The sequence below is a fragment of the Pirellulaceae bacterium genome, assembly GCA_029243025.1.
Taxonomy (GTDB): domain Bacteria; phylum Planctomycetota; class Planctomycetia; order Pirellulales; family Pirellulaceae.
In genome coordinates, this window is the sequence record JAQWSU010000002.1 from 45,403 (window position 1) to 61,597 (window position 16,195).

The 16,195-nt window shown below is 53.3% G+C and carries 14 protein-coding genes; 7 read left to right on the top strand and 7 right to left on the bottom strand.

Features of this window, described 5'->3' with window-relative positions; translation table 11 throughout:
• Window positions 1–11: 11 nt before the first annotated feature.
• The 4 genes from P8N76_00315 to P8N76_00330 all read right to left on the bottom strand — a co-directional run bounded on the left by P8N76_00315 (window position 12) and on the right by P8N76_00330 (window position 4,507).
• A complete protein-coding gene (locus P8N76_00315) occupies window positions 12–1,298 on the bottom strand; it encodes a 6-phosphofructokinase (GenBank protein MDG2380091.1) in 1,287 nt (428 codons plus the stop codon).
• 198 nt (window positions 1,299–1,496) lie between these two features.
• Window positions 1,497–2,834 carry an acetyl-CoA carboxylase biotin carboxylase subunit gene (gene accC, locus P8N76_00320; GenBank protein MDG2380092.1) on the bottom strand — a complete coding sequence of 446 codons (1,338 nt, stop codon included), beginning with the start codon at window positions 2,832–2,834 and terminating at the stop codon, window positions 1,497–1,499.
• Between the two features lie 3 nt (window positions 2,835–2,837).
• Window positions 2,838–3,338: an acetyl-CoA carboxylase biotin carboxyl carrier protein gene (accB, locus tag P8N76_00325; GenBank protein ID MDG2380093.1), complete on the bottom strand. Its 501-nt coding sequence runs from the start codon at window positions 3,336–3,338 to the stop codon at window positions 2,838–2,840.
• A 74-nt stretch (window positions 3,339–3,412) separates the two neighbouring features.
• On the bottom strand, window positions 3,413–4,507 hold the full coding sequence (locus tag P8N76_00330; protein MDG2380094.1) for a Xaa-Pro peptidase family protein: 1,095 nt from the start codon (window positions 4,505–4,507) through the stop codon (window positions 3,413–3,415).
• Between the two features lie 189 nt (window positions 4,508–4,696).
• Between P8N76_00330 and P8N76_00335 the strand changes: the two genes are divergently transcribed.
• The gene (locus tag P8N76_00335; GenBank protein ID MDG2380095.1) at window positions 4,697–5,563 is read left to right on the top strand and encodes a tetratricopeptide repeat protein; all 867 of its coding nucleotides are present in this window, start codon (window positions 4,697–4,699) and stop codon (window positions 5,561–5,563) included.
• 80 nt (window positions 5,564–5,643) lie between these two features.
• On the opposite strand, the gene P8N76_00340 is transcribed toward P8N76_00335, so the two are convergent.
• Entirely contained in the window at window positions 5,644–6,465 is an 822-nt protein-coding gene (locus tag P8N76_00340; GenBank protein ID MDG2380096.1) for a sugar phosphate isomerase/epimerase, read from the bottom strand.
• 171 nt (window positions 6,466–6,636) lie between these two features.
• On the opposite strand from P8N76_00340, the gene P8N76_00345 reads away from it, so the two are divergent.
• Window positions 6,637–7,986 carry a hypothetical protein gene (locus P8N76_00345; GenBank protein MDG2380097.1) on the top strand — a complete coding sequence of 450 codons (1,350 nt, stop codon included), beginning with the start codon at window positions 6,637–6,639 and terminating at the stop codon, window positions 7,984–7,986.
• Window positions 7,987–8,018: 32 nt separating this feature from the next.
• Here P8N76_00345 and P8N76_00350 read toward each other — a convergent pair whose 3' ends face one another.
• Window positions 8,019–9,620: a glycine--tRNA ligase gene (locus P8N76_00350; protein MDG2380098.1), complete on the bottom strand. Its 1,602-nt coding sequence runs from the start codon at window positions 9,618–9,620 to the stop codon at window positions 8,019–8,021.
• Window positions 9,621–9,746: 126 nt separating this feature from the next.
• Window positions 9,747–10,508 carry a 2-phosphosulfolactate phosphatase gene (locus tag P8N76_00355; GenBank protein ID MDG2380099.1) on the bottom strand — a complete coding sequence of 254 codons (762 nt, stop codon included), beginning with the start codon at window positions 10,506–10,508 and terminating at the stop codon, window positions 9,747–9,749.
• Between the two features lie 322 nt (window positions 10,509–10,830).
• On the opposite strand from P8N76_00355, the gene ubiE reads away from it, so the two are divergent.
• From ubiE to menB, 5 genes are all read left to right on the top strand, one after another.
• Complete coding sequence (gene ubiE / locus P8N76_00360; protein MDG2380100.1) at window positions 10,831–11,544, top strand: bifunctional demethylmenaquinone methyltransferase/2-methoxy-6-polyprenyl-1,4-benzoquinol methylase UbiE; 714 nt, start codon at window positions 10,831–10,833, stop codon at window positions 11,542–11,544.
• Between the two features lie 41 nt (window positions 11,545–11,585).
• Complete coding sequence (locus P8N76_00365; protein MDG2380101.1) at window positions 11,586–12,926, top strand: isochorismate synthase; 1,341 nt, start codon at window positions 11,586–11,588, stop codon at window positions 12,924–12,926.
• Between the two features lie 64 nt (window positions 12,927–12,990).
• Window positions 12,991–14,646, top strand: coding sequence for a 2-succinyl-5-enolpyruvyl-6-hydroxy-3-cyclohexene-1-carboxylic-acid synthase (gene menD, locus P8N76_00370; protein ID MDG2380102.1), 1,656 nt, complete (start codon window positions 12,991–12,993; stop codon window positions 14,644–14,646).
• Complete coding sequence (locus tag P8N76_00375; protein ID MDG2380103.1) at window positions 14,643–15,353, top strand: alpha/beta fold hydrolase; 711 nt, start codon at window positions 14,643–14,645, stop codon at window positions 15,351–15,353. Before menD ends, P8N76_00375 begins: the two co-directional genes overlap by 4 nt.
• A gap of 13 nt (window positions 15,354–15,366) precedes the next feature.
• Window positions 15,367–16,179, top strand: a complete 813-nt coding sequence (menB, locus tag P8N76_00380; protein ID MDG2380104.1) for a 1,4-dihydroxy-2-naphthoyl-CoA synthase — start codon at window positions 15,367–15,369, stop codon at window positions 16,177–16,179.
• Window positions 16,180–16,195 lie beyond the last annotated feature (16 nt).

A 16,195-nucleotide genomic window follows, 5' to 3' on the forward strand; every position in this document is an offset into this window, starting at 1 on the left:
CGAGTTTCAAACTACTCGTTCACGTAAGTTTCTAAGAATCTCGCCAAGCGATGGAAATCGCTGTCCGGTTTGATGTATCGAACTGTCGTGACGAGAGTTTCCGGATCGATGAGGGTGTTGAAATCGACATAATGTAAGTCGAGTTGACCCGATACGGAAACCATGACGCCGTTGAGACCTTCCTCGACCAGAGCACGATAGGCACCGACACCAAGTTGTCCTCCGAGCATGACATCGAAAGCACGTGGTTTGGCACATCTCGACTCATATCCAAGTTGCAGGCCGGTGACTTTGCGGCTTCGACCGGTTTCTTTTTGGTAGGCTTCCGTGATGAGTCGAGCAAACAAGCAACTCAAGTTCACTTCGGAGATCGCGATGTGGCCATGGTCATCTCTGTCAATCCCTTCCAAGTATTTGTAGGGCAGGTATTCGGCGAGTCCTTCGGCCATCACGATGACACCAAACGGTTTGCGATCGGCTTCGCGTGCGAGCATCACTTTGATCATCTTGCCAACGACTCGGTCGATCTCCATGATCTTTCGAGTTTCCGACTCGCCCGTCACTGAATTCGTGATGGTTTCACTCGTCGCGTACTCGCCCGCGATATCCTCGATACTAATCACGAGACTTGCTTCACCCGCGATGGCGGCCCCATAGGCAAGCCAGCCGGCGCTACGTCCCATCGTTTCGCAGAGGAAGTAAGATCGTCCGGCTTCTGCGTCGTAGATCAGATTTCGGATTTCACTCGCGATGAATTCGACAGCTGTGAAGTAGCCGAAGGTGAAGTCGATGCCCATGTAATCATTGTCGATCGTCTTCGGCAGGTGAACTACCGGGATGCGACGGGCGTCTTCGTGCAGGCCGTCCTGAAAAACTTTCAGTTTGTTAGCTGTTTTAAGTGTGTCATCGCCACCAATAGAAATCAATGCATCGATTTCCAGCGAGCGAAGTGCTTCGTAAACTCGCTGCAGAGGGGCTGACTTTTCCGGGTCGTCGAAATCTGCCGGAGCGGAGATCAGCTTGCCCGGATTACTGCGCGCCGTGCCGAGCATGATTCCTTGTGAGTTCCTTGTGCGTTTCAGCACTTGGGAATCGATCACGCGGTAGTGTTCATCCGCCTTCAACGGCCGTTCCGGCGAGTAATCGATCAGATTTGAGTAGCCATGCAAGATGCCCGTCACGTGAATGCCGTTCCTCAGGAATGAGGCAGCAGCCGTTGAAATGACGGCGTTGGCGGCCGGGGCTGGACCTCCGGCAAATAAAATGCCGACGCGACGAATGGAGTCGTTTCTGGGCACAAATCACTCCGAACTGCAATTGGATAGTGGGAAAGCGAGCCTATTTTGAGCGGTCAAAACAGCGAGCTTTGAGGGCTTGTTGTTTTGGTAATCTGACTGGAAACAATCTGAGCGCGAGACCAGCGTCCCGAGTGGGCCTGATTTTAGTGGCTACGCCCCGCCTCGCCAAGGACGCCAGTTCACGCTGTGAACGGAGTTTCAGAAAGTTCGCTCGACAAACGTCGTATCCACCCAGCCATCCGCAAAGGTCGTGTCACGAAGAATCTTTTTGTGGAAGGGAATAGTCGTGTTGATCCCCTCAATTCGCAGCTCATCAAGGGCACGTGACATGCATTCAATCGTCTCGTTTCGTGTCGGTTGATGAACGATCAGCTTACCGATCATAGAATCATAATAAGGCGGAACCGTGTAGCCGGCGTGAGCGTGTGAATCGAATCGGACGCCTAAACCCCCGGGGACAATCATTTTGGCAATCGTTCCTGCACTTGGACGAAATCCCTGGGCGACGTCCTCGGCATTGATTCGGCATTCCATGGCGACGCCATTGATTTGGATATCCGACTGAGTCAGCCCGAGTGGCTCTCCTGCCGCAATGCGTATTTGGGATTTGATCAAGTCGATTCCCGTAACCATCTCGGAAACGGGATGTTCGACTTGGATTCGTGCATTGACCTCGATGAAGTAGAAATTGTTTTCTTTGTCGACGATGAACTCAACTGTGCCCGCGTTGGTGTATTTAGCATGTCGGATCATTCGAACCGCAGCTTCACACATCGAGTGTCGAGCTTCGTCGGATAGGTTGGGCGCTGGACTTTCTTCGACGAGTTTTTGATGACGACGCTGTGTTGAACAGTCTCGTTCCCACAAATGAACTGCGTTGCCATGGTGATCAGCAAGAACTTGTACCTCAATGTGACGCGGATTTTCGATATATTTTTCCAAATAAACGCCGCCGTTTCCAAAGGCCGCTTCGGCTTCTTTCTTCGCTTGTTGTAAGGCCGACTTCAAGGCGAGGTTGTTGGCCGCAACTCGCATGCCCTTGCCGCCTCCACCTGCTGTGGCTTTGATCAGGACCGGAAATCCTATTTCGTGAGCGATGCGGACCGCTTCTGCATCACCTTCGATTAGGCCGTCACTGCCTGGAACCACCGGAACTTCGGCGTCTCGAGCAAGTGAACGAGCTTGGTTTTTGTCGCCCAACTGTTCCATCGCCTCGGGCGAGGGGCCAATAAAGTCAATCTTGCAGCTGCGACAAACCTCATTGAAATGAGCGTTTTCCGCGAGAAAACCGTAGCCAGGATGAATTGCTTCAACATTGCCCACTTCGGCTGCGCTGATCACGTTGGCAATCTTCAGATAGCTGTCCGCTGACTTGGCGGGACCGACACAAATGGCTTCGTCGGCCAGGTCAAGGTAGGCGCTACCACGATCGCCTTCGCTGAAAATAGCAACGGTCTCGATGCCCATTTCTCGACAAGCCCGAATGACTCGTAAGGCAATTTCACCACGGTTGGCAACCAGGATTCGTGTGTACATTCGCTATTTGCTCGTGTTCACTTTAAAAAGTGGTTTACCAAACTCGACCGGCTCTTCATCGTCGATAAGAACAGCGACGATCGTGCCGGACGTTTCCGCCGGGATTTCATTGAAAACCTTCATCGCTTCGATGATGCAGACGGTTGTGTCAGCGGACACGTTGTCACCGACCTTTACAAAGGAAGGCGAGTCGGGATTCGGTCGGCCGTAGAAGGTACCCACCATCGGACTCTTGATGATGACAACGTTTTTGTCATCCTCGGCGGGGGCGGCAGGCGCTTCCACGGGGGATAAAGCAGGCTCAACCGGCCGCGCTACCTCGGGAACTTGTGCGGTGGGTAATGCAACAACCGCATCGGTCTCGTTGCCGCGCCTCAGTCGAATCCGTTGCTCTTCTCGCCGAAGGTCGATCTCGGAAAGTCCATGCTCTTCCATCAATTCGACAAGTTGCCGAATGCGTTCCACGTCAAAGACTTCTTCCGGATTGGGCTCTGAGCCCGTCATATGAGTCTCCCCAAGACAGATAAAAACGATCAGTTAGAAATCATCCGACGTCTGGCCGGCGTGCACCGTCCAAATCAGTCAACAATACACGAGTCTAAATCTTTGGGGACGTCTGAAAGCACATCGTGACCATCACGCGTCACCAAAATATCATCTTCGATACGCACCCCGCCCCAGCCTGGAAGGTAAATGCCCGGTTCGATGGTAATCACCATTCCGGCCTTCAGCGGCTGTTCTTGTTTTATCGCCAAACGCGGTGCTTCGTGAATCTCCAATCCGATCCCGTGACCCAAGCCGTGGCCAAATTTCGGACCAAATCCGGCTTTGGCAATGACGTCGCGAGCAGCAGCGTCCACGTCACTCATCAAGGCACCCGGCCTGATTGCGTTGATCGCCTTAAGCTGAGCTTTCAACACAACTCCATAAATACGCTCGAGTTTCGGCGAGATTCTACCGGTCACCAAAATACGCGTCAAGTCGCTTGCGTAGAGCGTGGCCCGGGCTCCCCAGTCAATCAAAACAAAGTCACCCTCTTCAATTCGTTGATCTGTTGGCACGGCATGCGGGAGAGCTGCTCGAGGTCCAACTGCAACAATTGGCGAGAAGCTGCAGCCGGTGCCGCCAAAGAGGCGAATCTGGTGCTCAATTTCGGCTGCGATCCGTTTTTCCGTTTGCCCACCCTGGAGAGCTGCCCGAATCAGGGCGAATGTTTTTTGCGCCAAACGAACCGACTCGCGAATTTCATTGATCTCGTGGCGATCCTTGATTTCCCGTAAGGCTTCGATCAAACCGGAAGTGTTGCAGAGTGGCGTTGCCACAAGTTGGTCACAAAGACGGCTGTAAATACCCAGGGTTAGCGTGTCTTCCTCAATTGCCAAACCGCTTAGTCGCTGTTTTTTTGCTATTTTTGCCACCAGTTGGAGGAGCGAGACCCCGGTGGATCGAGAAATCACCTCTAAGCCCGGGCATTCCTCGGCCAATTGCGTGGTATATCTCGAATCGGACAATATCCAAGCGTCCTGCTGGGTGAGCAGCAGATAACTGTCATCGCCGGTGAAACCCGTCAGATAGGTGACATTCGTGAAGTTTGTCACCAGCATCGAGTCCGCGCCTGTTTTCTTCAGTGAGCGACGGAGCTTGTTCAAGCGAGCGAGAAACCGATCATGCATCTCGGTGGTTCCTTTTCTACGGGACAATCAAGATCGTGTTTGCTACCAAGTCAAAGCGGACTTGGCAAGGCAAGCTTGTCGTTGTCGTTGTTGATCGCATCGCTTGACAATCTGGCATTCCGTCCAAAAACTGGAAGCGAGTTGACGAAGTTTCATAAGGAGAAGGTTTTAGAAGGAGAAGAGTTGCGGATGAACGAATCCAAATCCGAATGGGTTGTTTCCACCACCGATGCGACGTTTGTTCAAGATGTGATTGAACGCTCTCGTGTGCTGCCAGTCGTGGTTGATTTTTGGGCGGACTGGTGCCAGCCTTGCCGTGCACTCACCCCGTCTCTCGAAAAGTTGGCAGAGGAAAATCAGGGGCGATTTCTGCTGGTTAAGGCAAATACGGAGGAAACGCCGTCCGCCGCAGCTCAATTTGGCGTCCAATCGATTCCCTCCGTTTTTGGACTCCGTGATGGAGAAATTGTTGACGGTTTTAAGGGAGCCTTGCCTGAAGCTGACATTCGCGTTTGGTTGCAGCGAATGATGCCGTCGGAGTCGGAACAGTTGGTGGAGCAGGCGAAATCGATTTTGGCAGATGACGAAAAAGGGGCCGAACAACTGCTTCGGCAGGCTGCCGAACTGGAAGGCAACCAAAGCGATGCAAGAATTGCCTTATTGGAGCTCTTGCATCGACAGGCACGGTTTGATGAGTGTCACGTGTTGATCGAATCGCTCGAAAAAAGAGGCTTTCTGGAACCAGAGGCTCAAAAATTGAAAGCTGCCGTTGAATTACAGCTGCATGGTCAGAGTGCAGGTACGGTAGATGATTGTCGCAAATCGTTGGCTGGAAATCCTGATGACAGCCGGATGCGTTTGCAATTGGCGGAGTCGCTTGCCGCAGCCGAAATCTATGATGAATCGCTCGAAAACTGCTTGAAAGTAGTGCAGCTGGATCAGGGGGAATTACGCGAGCAAGCGAGGCAATTGATGGTCGACATCTTTAAGTTGCTGCCGGCTGATTCGGAGCTGATTCGCGAATATCGTCGGCAGCTTTCGATGGCCCTTTACTGATGCGGCTGGTGATTGAGCAGCACCTGCTTTCAGCCGGTCGCTGGAGCTCCGGGAAGTTCGTTTTTTGTCCCGAGAATGGGTTAATCCATACTGGCTTGCCCTAAAGCTTGGCGAAGAGCCGTGATGGCAATTTCACCGAATTGTCGAGCTGGCACTTGCCAGATTTGTGGATTCATCAGTTCGATGGAAACACACTTTTCGTATTTGATTTCTTGCAAATAGGCGACGATTGGTGCGATGGCAAAATCGCCATCACCCGGGAGGATGCGATCTGAATCGCTGGCAAATTCTCGAGGGACGTCAGCCAAATCACACAGTTGCACGTGAAAGAGATTTTCGGAGTTCAGCAGGGCGAGATCGGCATACTTGCTGGGGCCAATGTTGAAATGAAACACGTCCAAGCAAATACCCAAATGAGCACTTCCTACCTCCTCAACCAAAGCAGCGACGGTCTGAAGATTGTTTCCAAACGCCGAACGAGCCTGGAATTCCAGGGCAAGCTTTATTTGATGTTTGCCTGCTGCCTCGGCCGCCTGTTGGAGGGACAATTTTGTGCGGTCGATTAGACTTTGGTTCAGCGGTGCCAGCACATCACAAGCCATGACCAGGGTGCGAATTTCCAATTCCTGGCAAAGTTCAAGGCGTCGCGCAAATAGCTCCCAGGCAGACGCTCGGGCCTCTCCCTGCGAGCTCAGAAGACCCCCCTGGAAGCTCGCAACAAATGGCGTGACCTGATGTTTTTCAAGTAAATGACGGGCGTCCGATAGAGAACAACTTTGGATGTATTCCTCGAGTTTGGTGAGCCAGATCTCGACCGCTGGGCAATGGCTGGCCGCGTAGTCGGCGATGTCGTCCTCAAAATTCGAATTGAGTGTGCAAACTTGGCTTAATGCTGGAATCATTGGATATTGCTCGAACGGGGGAGAGATATTTCTGTTGCAACACTCCTAGTGCATTCGATCGGATGCGACAACCTCTGCCAAAAGGGGAATTCTTTGACAAAAGCCGTTTCTCCGCCGAGAATCGGACCAGTGATGTACTTTCATTGGCTTTATGACTGATCAGGCACTCGCATGACACGCATCCTCTTCTTGGCTGGGCTCTTGTCGGTGCTCTTGCCTTCCCAACTGGCTTGGGCTCAATTGCCGAAAATGTATTGGTCGGATCGAGGAGCCAACACGATTCGTCGTGCCGACGTTGACGGTACTCACAGCGAACTCTTAGCCTCCGGGATGTCTCAAGTCCGCGGTGTAGCGGTCGACTTCAGCAATGGAATGCTCTACTGGGCCGACAACGGCGCCGATCGCATCCGGAGAGCTCCGATTGATGGGGGGCTTCCGGAAGATCTGGTGACGACCGGTTTGCGTTTTCCGGCGGGCATTGTACTAGACGTTCCCTCGAACAAGATGTACTGGGCCGATGCATCGGCAGGTAAAATCCAGCGAGCGAATTTAGACGGCAGCAACGTCGAGGATTTGGCGACGGGGCTCGGTAGTCCCTATTTTCTCCGATTGGATCATGCGGACCGACACATTTACTGGACCGATTATGGCACAGACAAAATACAACGTTCTGACTTTGACGGTGGCAATCTGGTTGATTTGGTGACCACGGGCTTGCAATTGCCTCGAGGCATTGATCTGGATTTGGCGGGCGGCAAGATGTACTGGGCCGACCGGGGCACCGATCGCATTCAACGAGCTAATTTGGATGGTTCGAATATTGAAACGCTGCACACTGTGCCTCCCCAAGGTGTTGACGCGGCTCCCCATGGGGTTGCCTTAGACGTGGAGCGTGGCCATTTGTACTGGGTCGACAATGGCTTGGTGACGATTCAGCGTTCCAATTTAGATGGAAGTGGAGTCGCGAACATATTAACGTCAGCGAGTGGAATCTTGAAAAAACCCTGGGAAATCGTGCTTGATCTGAACCAAATCACCGAACCTGGGTGTGATTTTGATGGCGATGGTTCATGTACTGCAGCCGATGTGGACGCTTTGACACACGTTGTCATGGCTGGCACGAATGAGTTGGTGTTTGACCTAAATGATGACCAACTCGTGAACCAGGCCGATCGTGTGTCATGGGTCAAGGATTGGAAAGAAACTTACTTTGGCGATGCCGATCTGAACGGCGAATTCGACACGTCCGACCTGGTGACCGTGTTTGGTGCTGGGAAATACGAAGACTTGATACCGCAAAATGCTAGTTGGACGGACGGTGATTGGGACGGTGATTGGGATTTTACGAGTGGTGACCTCGTTGCAGCTTTCCGGGACGGCGGCTACGAACAAGGGCCGCTTACGGGCGTCAACGGCGTGCCAGAGCCCCGTTCGCTTTCGCTCGTGGCTGTCTGCCTTGTGCTGATGACGCTGGTATCTCGTCAGGCAAAAACAGGGAGCAGTTTCCCGGTCGCCCTTTGAGGGCTCGTTTTCCCTGCCGTCTGCAAATGTTTTTATTGTCGCAGACGCTGTTGCAGCTCTTCGGCCAGATCCGCGATCTTGATGCGATCTTGATCGAGCGTATCACGGTCACGAATGGTGACCGTTTGATCAGAGTCGGTTTGACCATCGACCGTGACGCAGTACGGGGTCCCCGCTTCGTCCTGCCGACGATAACGTCTACCCACAGCCCCCTTTTCATCGTAAAAGACGTTGAAATGCTGCTTGAGTTCGCGATAGATCTTCTTGGCGGTTTCAGGCATTCCATCCTTTTTGACCAGTGGGAAAATCGCGGCTTTGATCGGCGCGAGTCGTGGGTGGAATTTCATGAGCACCCGGGTTTGCATTTTGCCTTTGTCATCGGGAGCCTCATCCTCGGTATAGGCTTCGCACAAAAACGCAAGTGTCGCGCGGTCGGCTCCTGCTGATGGTTCGATTACGTGGGGAACATATTTTTCGCCTGAGAGGTCGTCACGATAGGTGAGGTCTTTGCCGCTTCCTCGCCACTTTGGTTGGCCATGTTCATTTTTTTCAACTTCCAACGGATTGGTGTTTGGGTCCAGTTTGCCCTCCATGTGGCTTCGTAGGTCGAAGTCACCTCGGTGGGCAATACCCTCCAGTTCGCCAAATGTGCCTTCCGGGAGAAATGGGAAAGCGTATTCAATGTCGGCTGTGCCCGTGGAGTAGTGACTAAGTTCGTCCTGGTGATGGTCGCGCAATTGCAATCGTTCACCGGCCAGTCCCAGATCGGTGTACCAGCGGAAGCGGCGATCTCGCCAATATTGATACCATTCTCGGGAGCGATCGGGGTGGCAGAAGAATTCAATTTCCATTTGCTCGAATTCGCGAGAACGAAAAGTGAAATTGCGGGGCGTGATTTCGTTGCGGAAGCTTTTGCCCACTTGGGCGATGCCGAAGGGAACGCGGACACGTGTGCTGTCTAACACGTTTTTGAAGTTCACAAAGATGCCTTGAGCGGTCTCCGGTCGCAGGAATGCGGCACCTTCTTCGCCAGATAAGGCGCCGACGTAGGTTTTGAACATCAGGTTGAATTCGCGCGGTGTGGTGAGCGTTCCGACTTCCTTCGCATCTGGGCCAAGTACGCAATCAAAATCTTCGATCGTGGTCAACGACACGATTGAACCGTCCCAGCTGAGCTTGGCCGCGTCTTTTGCCCGCAAATTGAGCAGCTTCAACGCTTTCTTTTGCAGGTCATCTTCCGCATGTTCGGATTCTTCGACCGCCACAAAGACCCGCCGATCTTTTGCGTCAATCCAGCGGCCACAGACTTGGTCGTGACGGTAACGCCGTTTTGATTCACGGCAATCGACCATGAAATCATGGAAAAGGTCGTAATGTCCCGAGCATTTCCAGACCTGAGGATGCATGATGATCGTGCAATCCAACCCCGTCATTTCGTAGCTGCTCGGGGCTCCCGAGGCAGTGCTCGAATCATCGTGAGCCGTGATCATGTCGCGCCACCAAGCCTCTTTGACGTTTCGTTTGAGCTCAACGCCCAACGGGCCGTAGTCCCAGAAACCGTTAAGCCCGCCATAAATCTCGCTAGATTGGAAGAGAAAACCGCGTCTTTTGCAGAGCGAAACAAGTTTTTCCATGTTCATGATCGGGCTTCGTTTTTCGGTGGAATTATTCAGGAATTCACGCTTGTTACTGCGAAAAAAAGTTCAGGAATTGACTAATGTAATCGGACCCCATGGCTCAGGTCTACGCCAAGAAGGGGATCATTGATCGGCCGCGAGGATTTGCCAGTCGTTCAAAAATAGCTCGGGAACAACTGTCAAAGCATCGATCCGTGCTGCGATTTCGATATCAGCGGACAGGTTGATGCTCGCCAGATTTCGACCTCCCGTGGTATCGGCCAATTGCTGGGTCAAACCTTGGTGCGATACGGCTTCTCCGCCAATTGATTGCCAAACGTCACAAGCCAACTGGGCACTGTCGTTGAAGACCAACTTCGTATCGATTGCTTGTTGCCGGGTGGCAAGAGCGCCGGCGAACAGAACATCCTCTCGCGTGACCTCTCCGTTGGTTCCCGCACATACCAGTTCGATCTCCGGTGCATTTTCGATCGACCGAGAGATTGCTGAGAAATTGACAAAACTGCCGATCAATACGCGATGGGCCCCCAGGCAACGCATCATTGCCCGGGTGCCGTTCGTCGTTGTGAACATTAATCGATTACCATCCACCCGATCGGACGTGTATTCGGAGGGTGAATTTCCCAGATCAAAGCCGGGAATTGGCTTGCCCTGTCGTTCCCCGCCCAGAAGCACACCTAGCTGGCTGTTTGCTCTGTTTTTTTCAGCTCGCTCCCTCGCCTCGGAGATTTCGAGACAAGGCACGATTGAGTGGATGCCGGCTGCCAACGCATGGGCGATAGTGGTGCTCGCGCGCAGAACGTCGATGATCACGACGATGCTGCGACCGGGCTCACGAGGCTGGGTGAGTTCAGGCAGAAGGTGGACTCGGAGATGTCTGGGCATGATGACTCTCGATCTTCTGTAGGGGGGAAGCGAGCTCGCACGTTGCTTCGCGGTCCCGTCGTGACAACCGAGTGGGTTGCCTCAAATCGCCGGCAGATTCATCAGATTAGCAACACGATCAGTCGAATTGTGCGAATTTTTGCTGATCTTATCGGTTCTTGCGATAGCGCAAGGTCCCCTCGCTGCCAAGCTGGCACTTGTCAACGAAATGGCGGGTGACCTGACGGTATGCGGGCTGTTAAGGTATTCTCTTGATTTCGGTTACATCCTCGGCGGGAAGCGGACCCCAGCCCCACAAGAGCGTAGTACGATCGAGCAAGTCATGGTAGTCGACAAATCAGACGACCGCGTGCAGCAAATGTTTGGTGCGATCGCGGGAAAATACGACCGAATGAACCATCTTTTGTCGATGAACATTGACAAATACTGGCGACGGTGGACCGTTGGGAAAGTGCCGCCTGACGATTCGGGACCCATTCTGGATGTTTGTACAGGGACAGGCGACCTGGCCTTAGCGTATTGGAAGATAACGAAGGGTTCCGTGCCGATCGTCGCTACCGATTTCTGCCCGGAAATGCTAGATGTCGGCCGTCAGAAGCAAAAAGAAGCCGGAATCAACGACAGCTTGCGATTCCTGCAAGCGGACACCCAACAACTGCCGTTCGCCGACGAGGAGTTTCAGTTGGTCTCGGTTGCGTTTGGCCTCAGAAACGTTTCCGACACGGACCAAGGGATTCGCGAGATGGCTCGAGTTTGCCGATCCGGTGGTAAAGTTGCGATTTTGGAATTCTCGATGCCGGCGTGGGAGCCCTTCAAATCGCTGTATGGCTGGTATTTTCGCCGAGTCCTTCCCAAGGTGGGACAGTGGTTGGCTCGCAACAACGAGGCAGCCTACTCTTACCTGCCGGAGAGCGTTGGAGAGTTTCCCTATGGCCAAGCTCTTGCCGACCGGCTGATCGACGTGGGTTTGAAAGATGTTCATTTTTACCCGCTCACCCTTGGTGTTGCCACTTTGTACGTTGGTCGAAAACCTTGACGAAGACTGGGAGTTTGGCCTCGGCCATGTAGGAATACGAGATGATTGAAGCGACTCTTCATGATCAAAAACTGACAACTCGCGATCTGCTTCAGCGACAGGTAATCTCGGCTAAGAAATTCCCGTTCGTCGCTTCGGCGCCCTTGGCTGCGTCGGTTTCACCCACATCATGGCTTCGTCGACAAACCACTCGCGAAAAGCTGGTTTGGTCCAACCGAGGGGATTCGGCAACGGTTTGCGGTATTGGCGCAGCCAGCACTGTTGAAGCGGATCCAGGCATGCCCGCTGCAACCGTCTTCGACGAGTGCCGTCGTATCCTCGATGGAGATCCACAACTCAACTTTTACGGTGGTTTCGCCTTCCGGCGAGATCGCCCGATCGCAACGGGTCCTTGGCAGTCGTTTGGCACGGCGAAGTTTTGGCTTCCGAGGGCAACTTATGATGGTTCGGTGATGCGAGTCGTCGTGTTAAATGCGGCCGATCGCGACACGTCGATCGACTTTCTGCAAAAACTCCACTGGAACGTTGAAATTCCACCGAGTCGCATCCCGCCGGCGACTCAAAGACGGGATCTGCCGGAGCTTGGAGATTGGGAGCGATCCATCGAGAAGTCGCTTGAGCTGTTTCAACAGGAGGTACTCGAGAAGATTGTTCTGGCGCGGAAAGCCACTTTTGAATTTGCTGAGACGCTGTGCCCGGTCGCCCTCAGCGAGCGTCTGGCAGCGGCGACTCACGCGTGCTATCAGTTTTGTTTCCAATTCGACGGACGCAACGCGTTTTTGGGGGCGACGCCGGAATGTCTCTTCAAACGAAATGGAAGAGAATTGACGAGTGAAGTCGTTGCGGGGACGCGTCGCCGAGACGTTGATGTTCAAGTAGACCGCCGACTGGCCGAGGAACTGTTGGCGAGTACGAAGGACCAGCTTGAGCATGACATCGTCAGGAAAAGCATCCGTCAGCGGTTGCACGCACACGTCGAGAGCTTGCAGGTCGACTCGCAGGCCTCGATCCTGAAATTGGCGAAAAAGCAACATTTATTCTCCCGGGTGTCTGGTCGACTTCGGGCAAATGTCAACGATGGTTGTCTCATCGAGCGATTGCATCCAACTCCCGCGGTTGGTGGCTATCCCACTGAGAACGCTCTGGCGGAAATCGATCGTTTGGAGCCTTTCGATCGCGGGTGGTACGCGGGGCCGGTTGGCTACATTGGCTCCAACGACGCCGAGTTTGCGGTTGCGATCCGATCTGGCTTGGTTGGAGGCCGGCAGCTTTCGCTGTATTCGGGTGCTGGAATTGTCCCTGGTTCGACTGCCCAGCTTGAATGGGAGGAGATCGAACATAAAATCGGAGACTTCCTCGACATCATTCAGCATGCGGGATAGGAACCAGTCCGCAGCCACAAGGCGTGATCTCCGGACTACAAACGTCTCCCAGGAGCCAGGCCTGATGAATCAAAAGCCCTCGACGGATCAGCTAAACCACGATTGGGCATCAGCGCTGGTGACCCGCTGCGTTGCTCAGGGAGTTGATCATTTTTTCGTCGCACCCGGCTCTCGTTGTACCCCGTTGACCGTTGCGATTTCGGAGTGTGCTGAGGCAAAGGTGATCCAGCATTTCGACGAGCGAGCTCTGGCTTTTGCTTGCCTCGGTTTTGGGCGTGGTCGGAATTCAGCCGCTGCCTTCGTCTGCACATCCGGCACGGCTGTCGCGAACGCCCTGCCAGCGGTTGTCGAGGCCTCGATGGATGGCGTTCCTTTATTGCTACTAACCGCAGACCGACCTCCTGAATTGCGTGAAACGGGTGCGAATCAATCCATTGATCAGCAGAAGATATTTGGCGAGTACGTCAGGTGGTATTTTGATCTCCCCTGCCCCACTAACTCGATTCCACTCCGGTCGCTCGCAGCCACTGTCGACTATGCAATCGACCGATCGAGATCAGGCCCGGTGCATCTCAATTGCATGTATCGCGAACCATTCGGTGTTGGAGCCGATTCCTCGCGGGTGATTGAACGGTTGTCGCTTCCAAATCTGCCAGCTCCATTGGAGATGCGTGTTGATCTGGAACTGGCTGGAGGAGACACCCTCGTTATCGCAGGGAGATGTCGAGAGTCGGAGGCATTAGCTGCGCGGCGCGTCTCTGCGCGGCTGGGTTGTCCTTTTTTAGGAGACGTAACCAGTGGTCTGAATGGACTCGCTTTCGATCTGCAACTCCTCAGAGCCGATCATTGCGTTCCGCAAACCGTGATTCATTTTGGAGGTCGCATCACCTCGAAACGTTGGTGGCAATTCATTGATTCCAATCCACCCCAGCATTATGTTCATGTTAGCTCGGATGGTATGCGTGTGGATCCGGTTCATCGAGTTACCCAAAGGTATACAGGGTCGATTGAATCGTTTTGTGACGGAATCAGGCTGGAAAATTCGAGCGGGGCTGCGTTTGAAAGAAGTTGGGAGGCCCATTCGTCCACTGCACTTGAAATCGCCGACCGGGTCTTGGATGAAAACGGTCTGTCTGAACCGTATGTGGCCCGCCAAATCGCTCGGCAAATCCCGCCGAAGCACGCTCTGTTTCTGGGGAACAGCATGCCGATCCGTGACATGGACATGTTTGGACGGTGGGATGCCGAACGTGCCTTATCCGTTGGAGCCAACCGCGGTGCGAGCGGTATTGACGGCATCATGGCGTCTGCGGTCGGCTTCGGAATCGGCCTTGATAATCCGGTCACGCTGTTGTTAGGTGATTTGTCCGCACTTCACGATCTCAACTCTTTGGCGATGGTTGCGAAGGCCGCGCCCCCGGTCGTTGTCGTGATCATCAATAACGACGGAGGAGGAATCTTTCATTTCTTGCCCGTCGTCAACGAAACGCCTGAATTCGAAGAATTTTTTGGGACGCCGCACGGATTTGGATTTGAGCATGCGGGAGCGATGTTCGGTATCAAATACTCAAAAGCAAAAACATGCGAGGAGTTTCAGGATCAGTATCGAATCGCCACTCGCGGTCATTGCTCGGCAATCATTGAGGTCATGACTGAGCGGCAAAGCAACATCCGATTGCACCGCACGATCGAAAAATTGTTGCGGGACGTCGTCCAATGAACTCGCTTGTGTTGATTCACGGTTTCCTCGGATCGCCTGCCGACTGGGGGGAGGTGCAAAGTTCTTTGTCGTGCGTTTCGGATTCGATCACGATTCCATCTGCCAACTGCTGGCAATCCGGGATCGAGGCGATTTGTCGGGATTTACCTCCGGATTGTGTGATCGTTGGATACAGCATGGGCGCTCGCGTCGCACTTGGCTGCGCGCTCGCGGATTCTGAGCGGAAGATTCGTGCTGCCGTCTTCGTTTCCGGAAATCCTGGATTAGCAGGGAAGTTTCGAGAAAATCGCTGGCAGAAAGATTTGGAAGTATGTGAGATGTTGGCACGTGGCCCGATTGATGAGTTTTTGCGGCGGTGGTACCGGCAAACCGTTTTTCAGCCACGAAATGCAGCGGAAATCAATTCGCTTGTTGCTCAAAAGGTGAATTTGGATCGCCAACGCCAAATCGAGCTAATGCGAACCTATTCGGTGGCCAAGCAGCCAAACTATTGGGCTGGGCTTTCTGAGCTAAAAATCCCCGTAGCTGTGGTTGCCGGCGAGCTTGATGACAAATACGTTGACATCAGTCGGCAGATGGTTGAACGAATCCCCAAGGCTGAGTTGCATCTTGCCGCGAATTGCGGACACATCGTGCATCGAGAACGACCTATGTGGTTCGTTTCGATGTTGGAACAATTTGTCACCCGTTTACCAGAGGAGAGTTGACCGGATGAGTGGAATTGCCTGGGAGACCATCAAGGAATTCACCGATATTCGTTATGAGCGTTTTGATGGGATCGCAAAAATTACGATCAATCGACCGGAAGTACGAAATGCCTTTCGGCCATTAACGGTGAACGAAATGCGAACGGCACTTCAGGATGCGCGACAGGACGCATCGGTCGGTGTGATTATTCTAACGGGTGAAGGTGAGAAAGCTTTTTGTTCTGGCGGAGATCAGAAAATACGCGGGGAAGCAGGTTACAAGGACGAGTCTGGTACCGAACATCTAAACGTTCTTGATTTCCAACGAGAAATTCGTAGCTGTCCCAAACCTGTGATTGCCATGGTGGCCGGCTATTCGATTGGTGGTGGCCATGTTCTCCACGTGGTGTGTGATTTGACGATTGCCGCCGACAACGCGATTTTCGGTCAGACCGGACCCAAAGTTGGCAGCTTTGACGGTGGATATGGGGCCAGTTACTTATCGCGAATTGTCGGTCAAAAAAAGGCACGCGAGATTTGGTTTCTTTGTCGGCAATACAACGCCCAGCAGGCGCTCGACATGGGATTGGTCAACACTGTGGTGCCGTATGCTGAACTCGAGAAGGAAACGGTTAGCTGGTGTCGCGAGATTCTCTCAAAATCGCCCGTAGCATTGCGTTGCTTAAAGGCGAGTTTGAACGCGGACTGTGATGGCCAAGCGGGTTTGCAGGAGTTAGCCGGCAACGCGACCATGTTGTTTTACATGACGGAAGAGGGGCAAGAGGGACGCAATGCATTCGTAGAAAAGCGACCTCCTAATTTTTCGCAGTATCCGAAACGCGGCTAGTCGGTCCCCCGCAAGG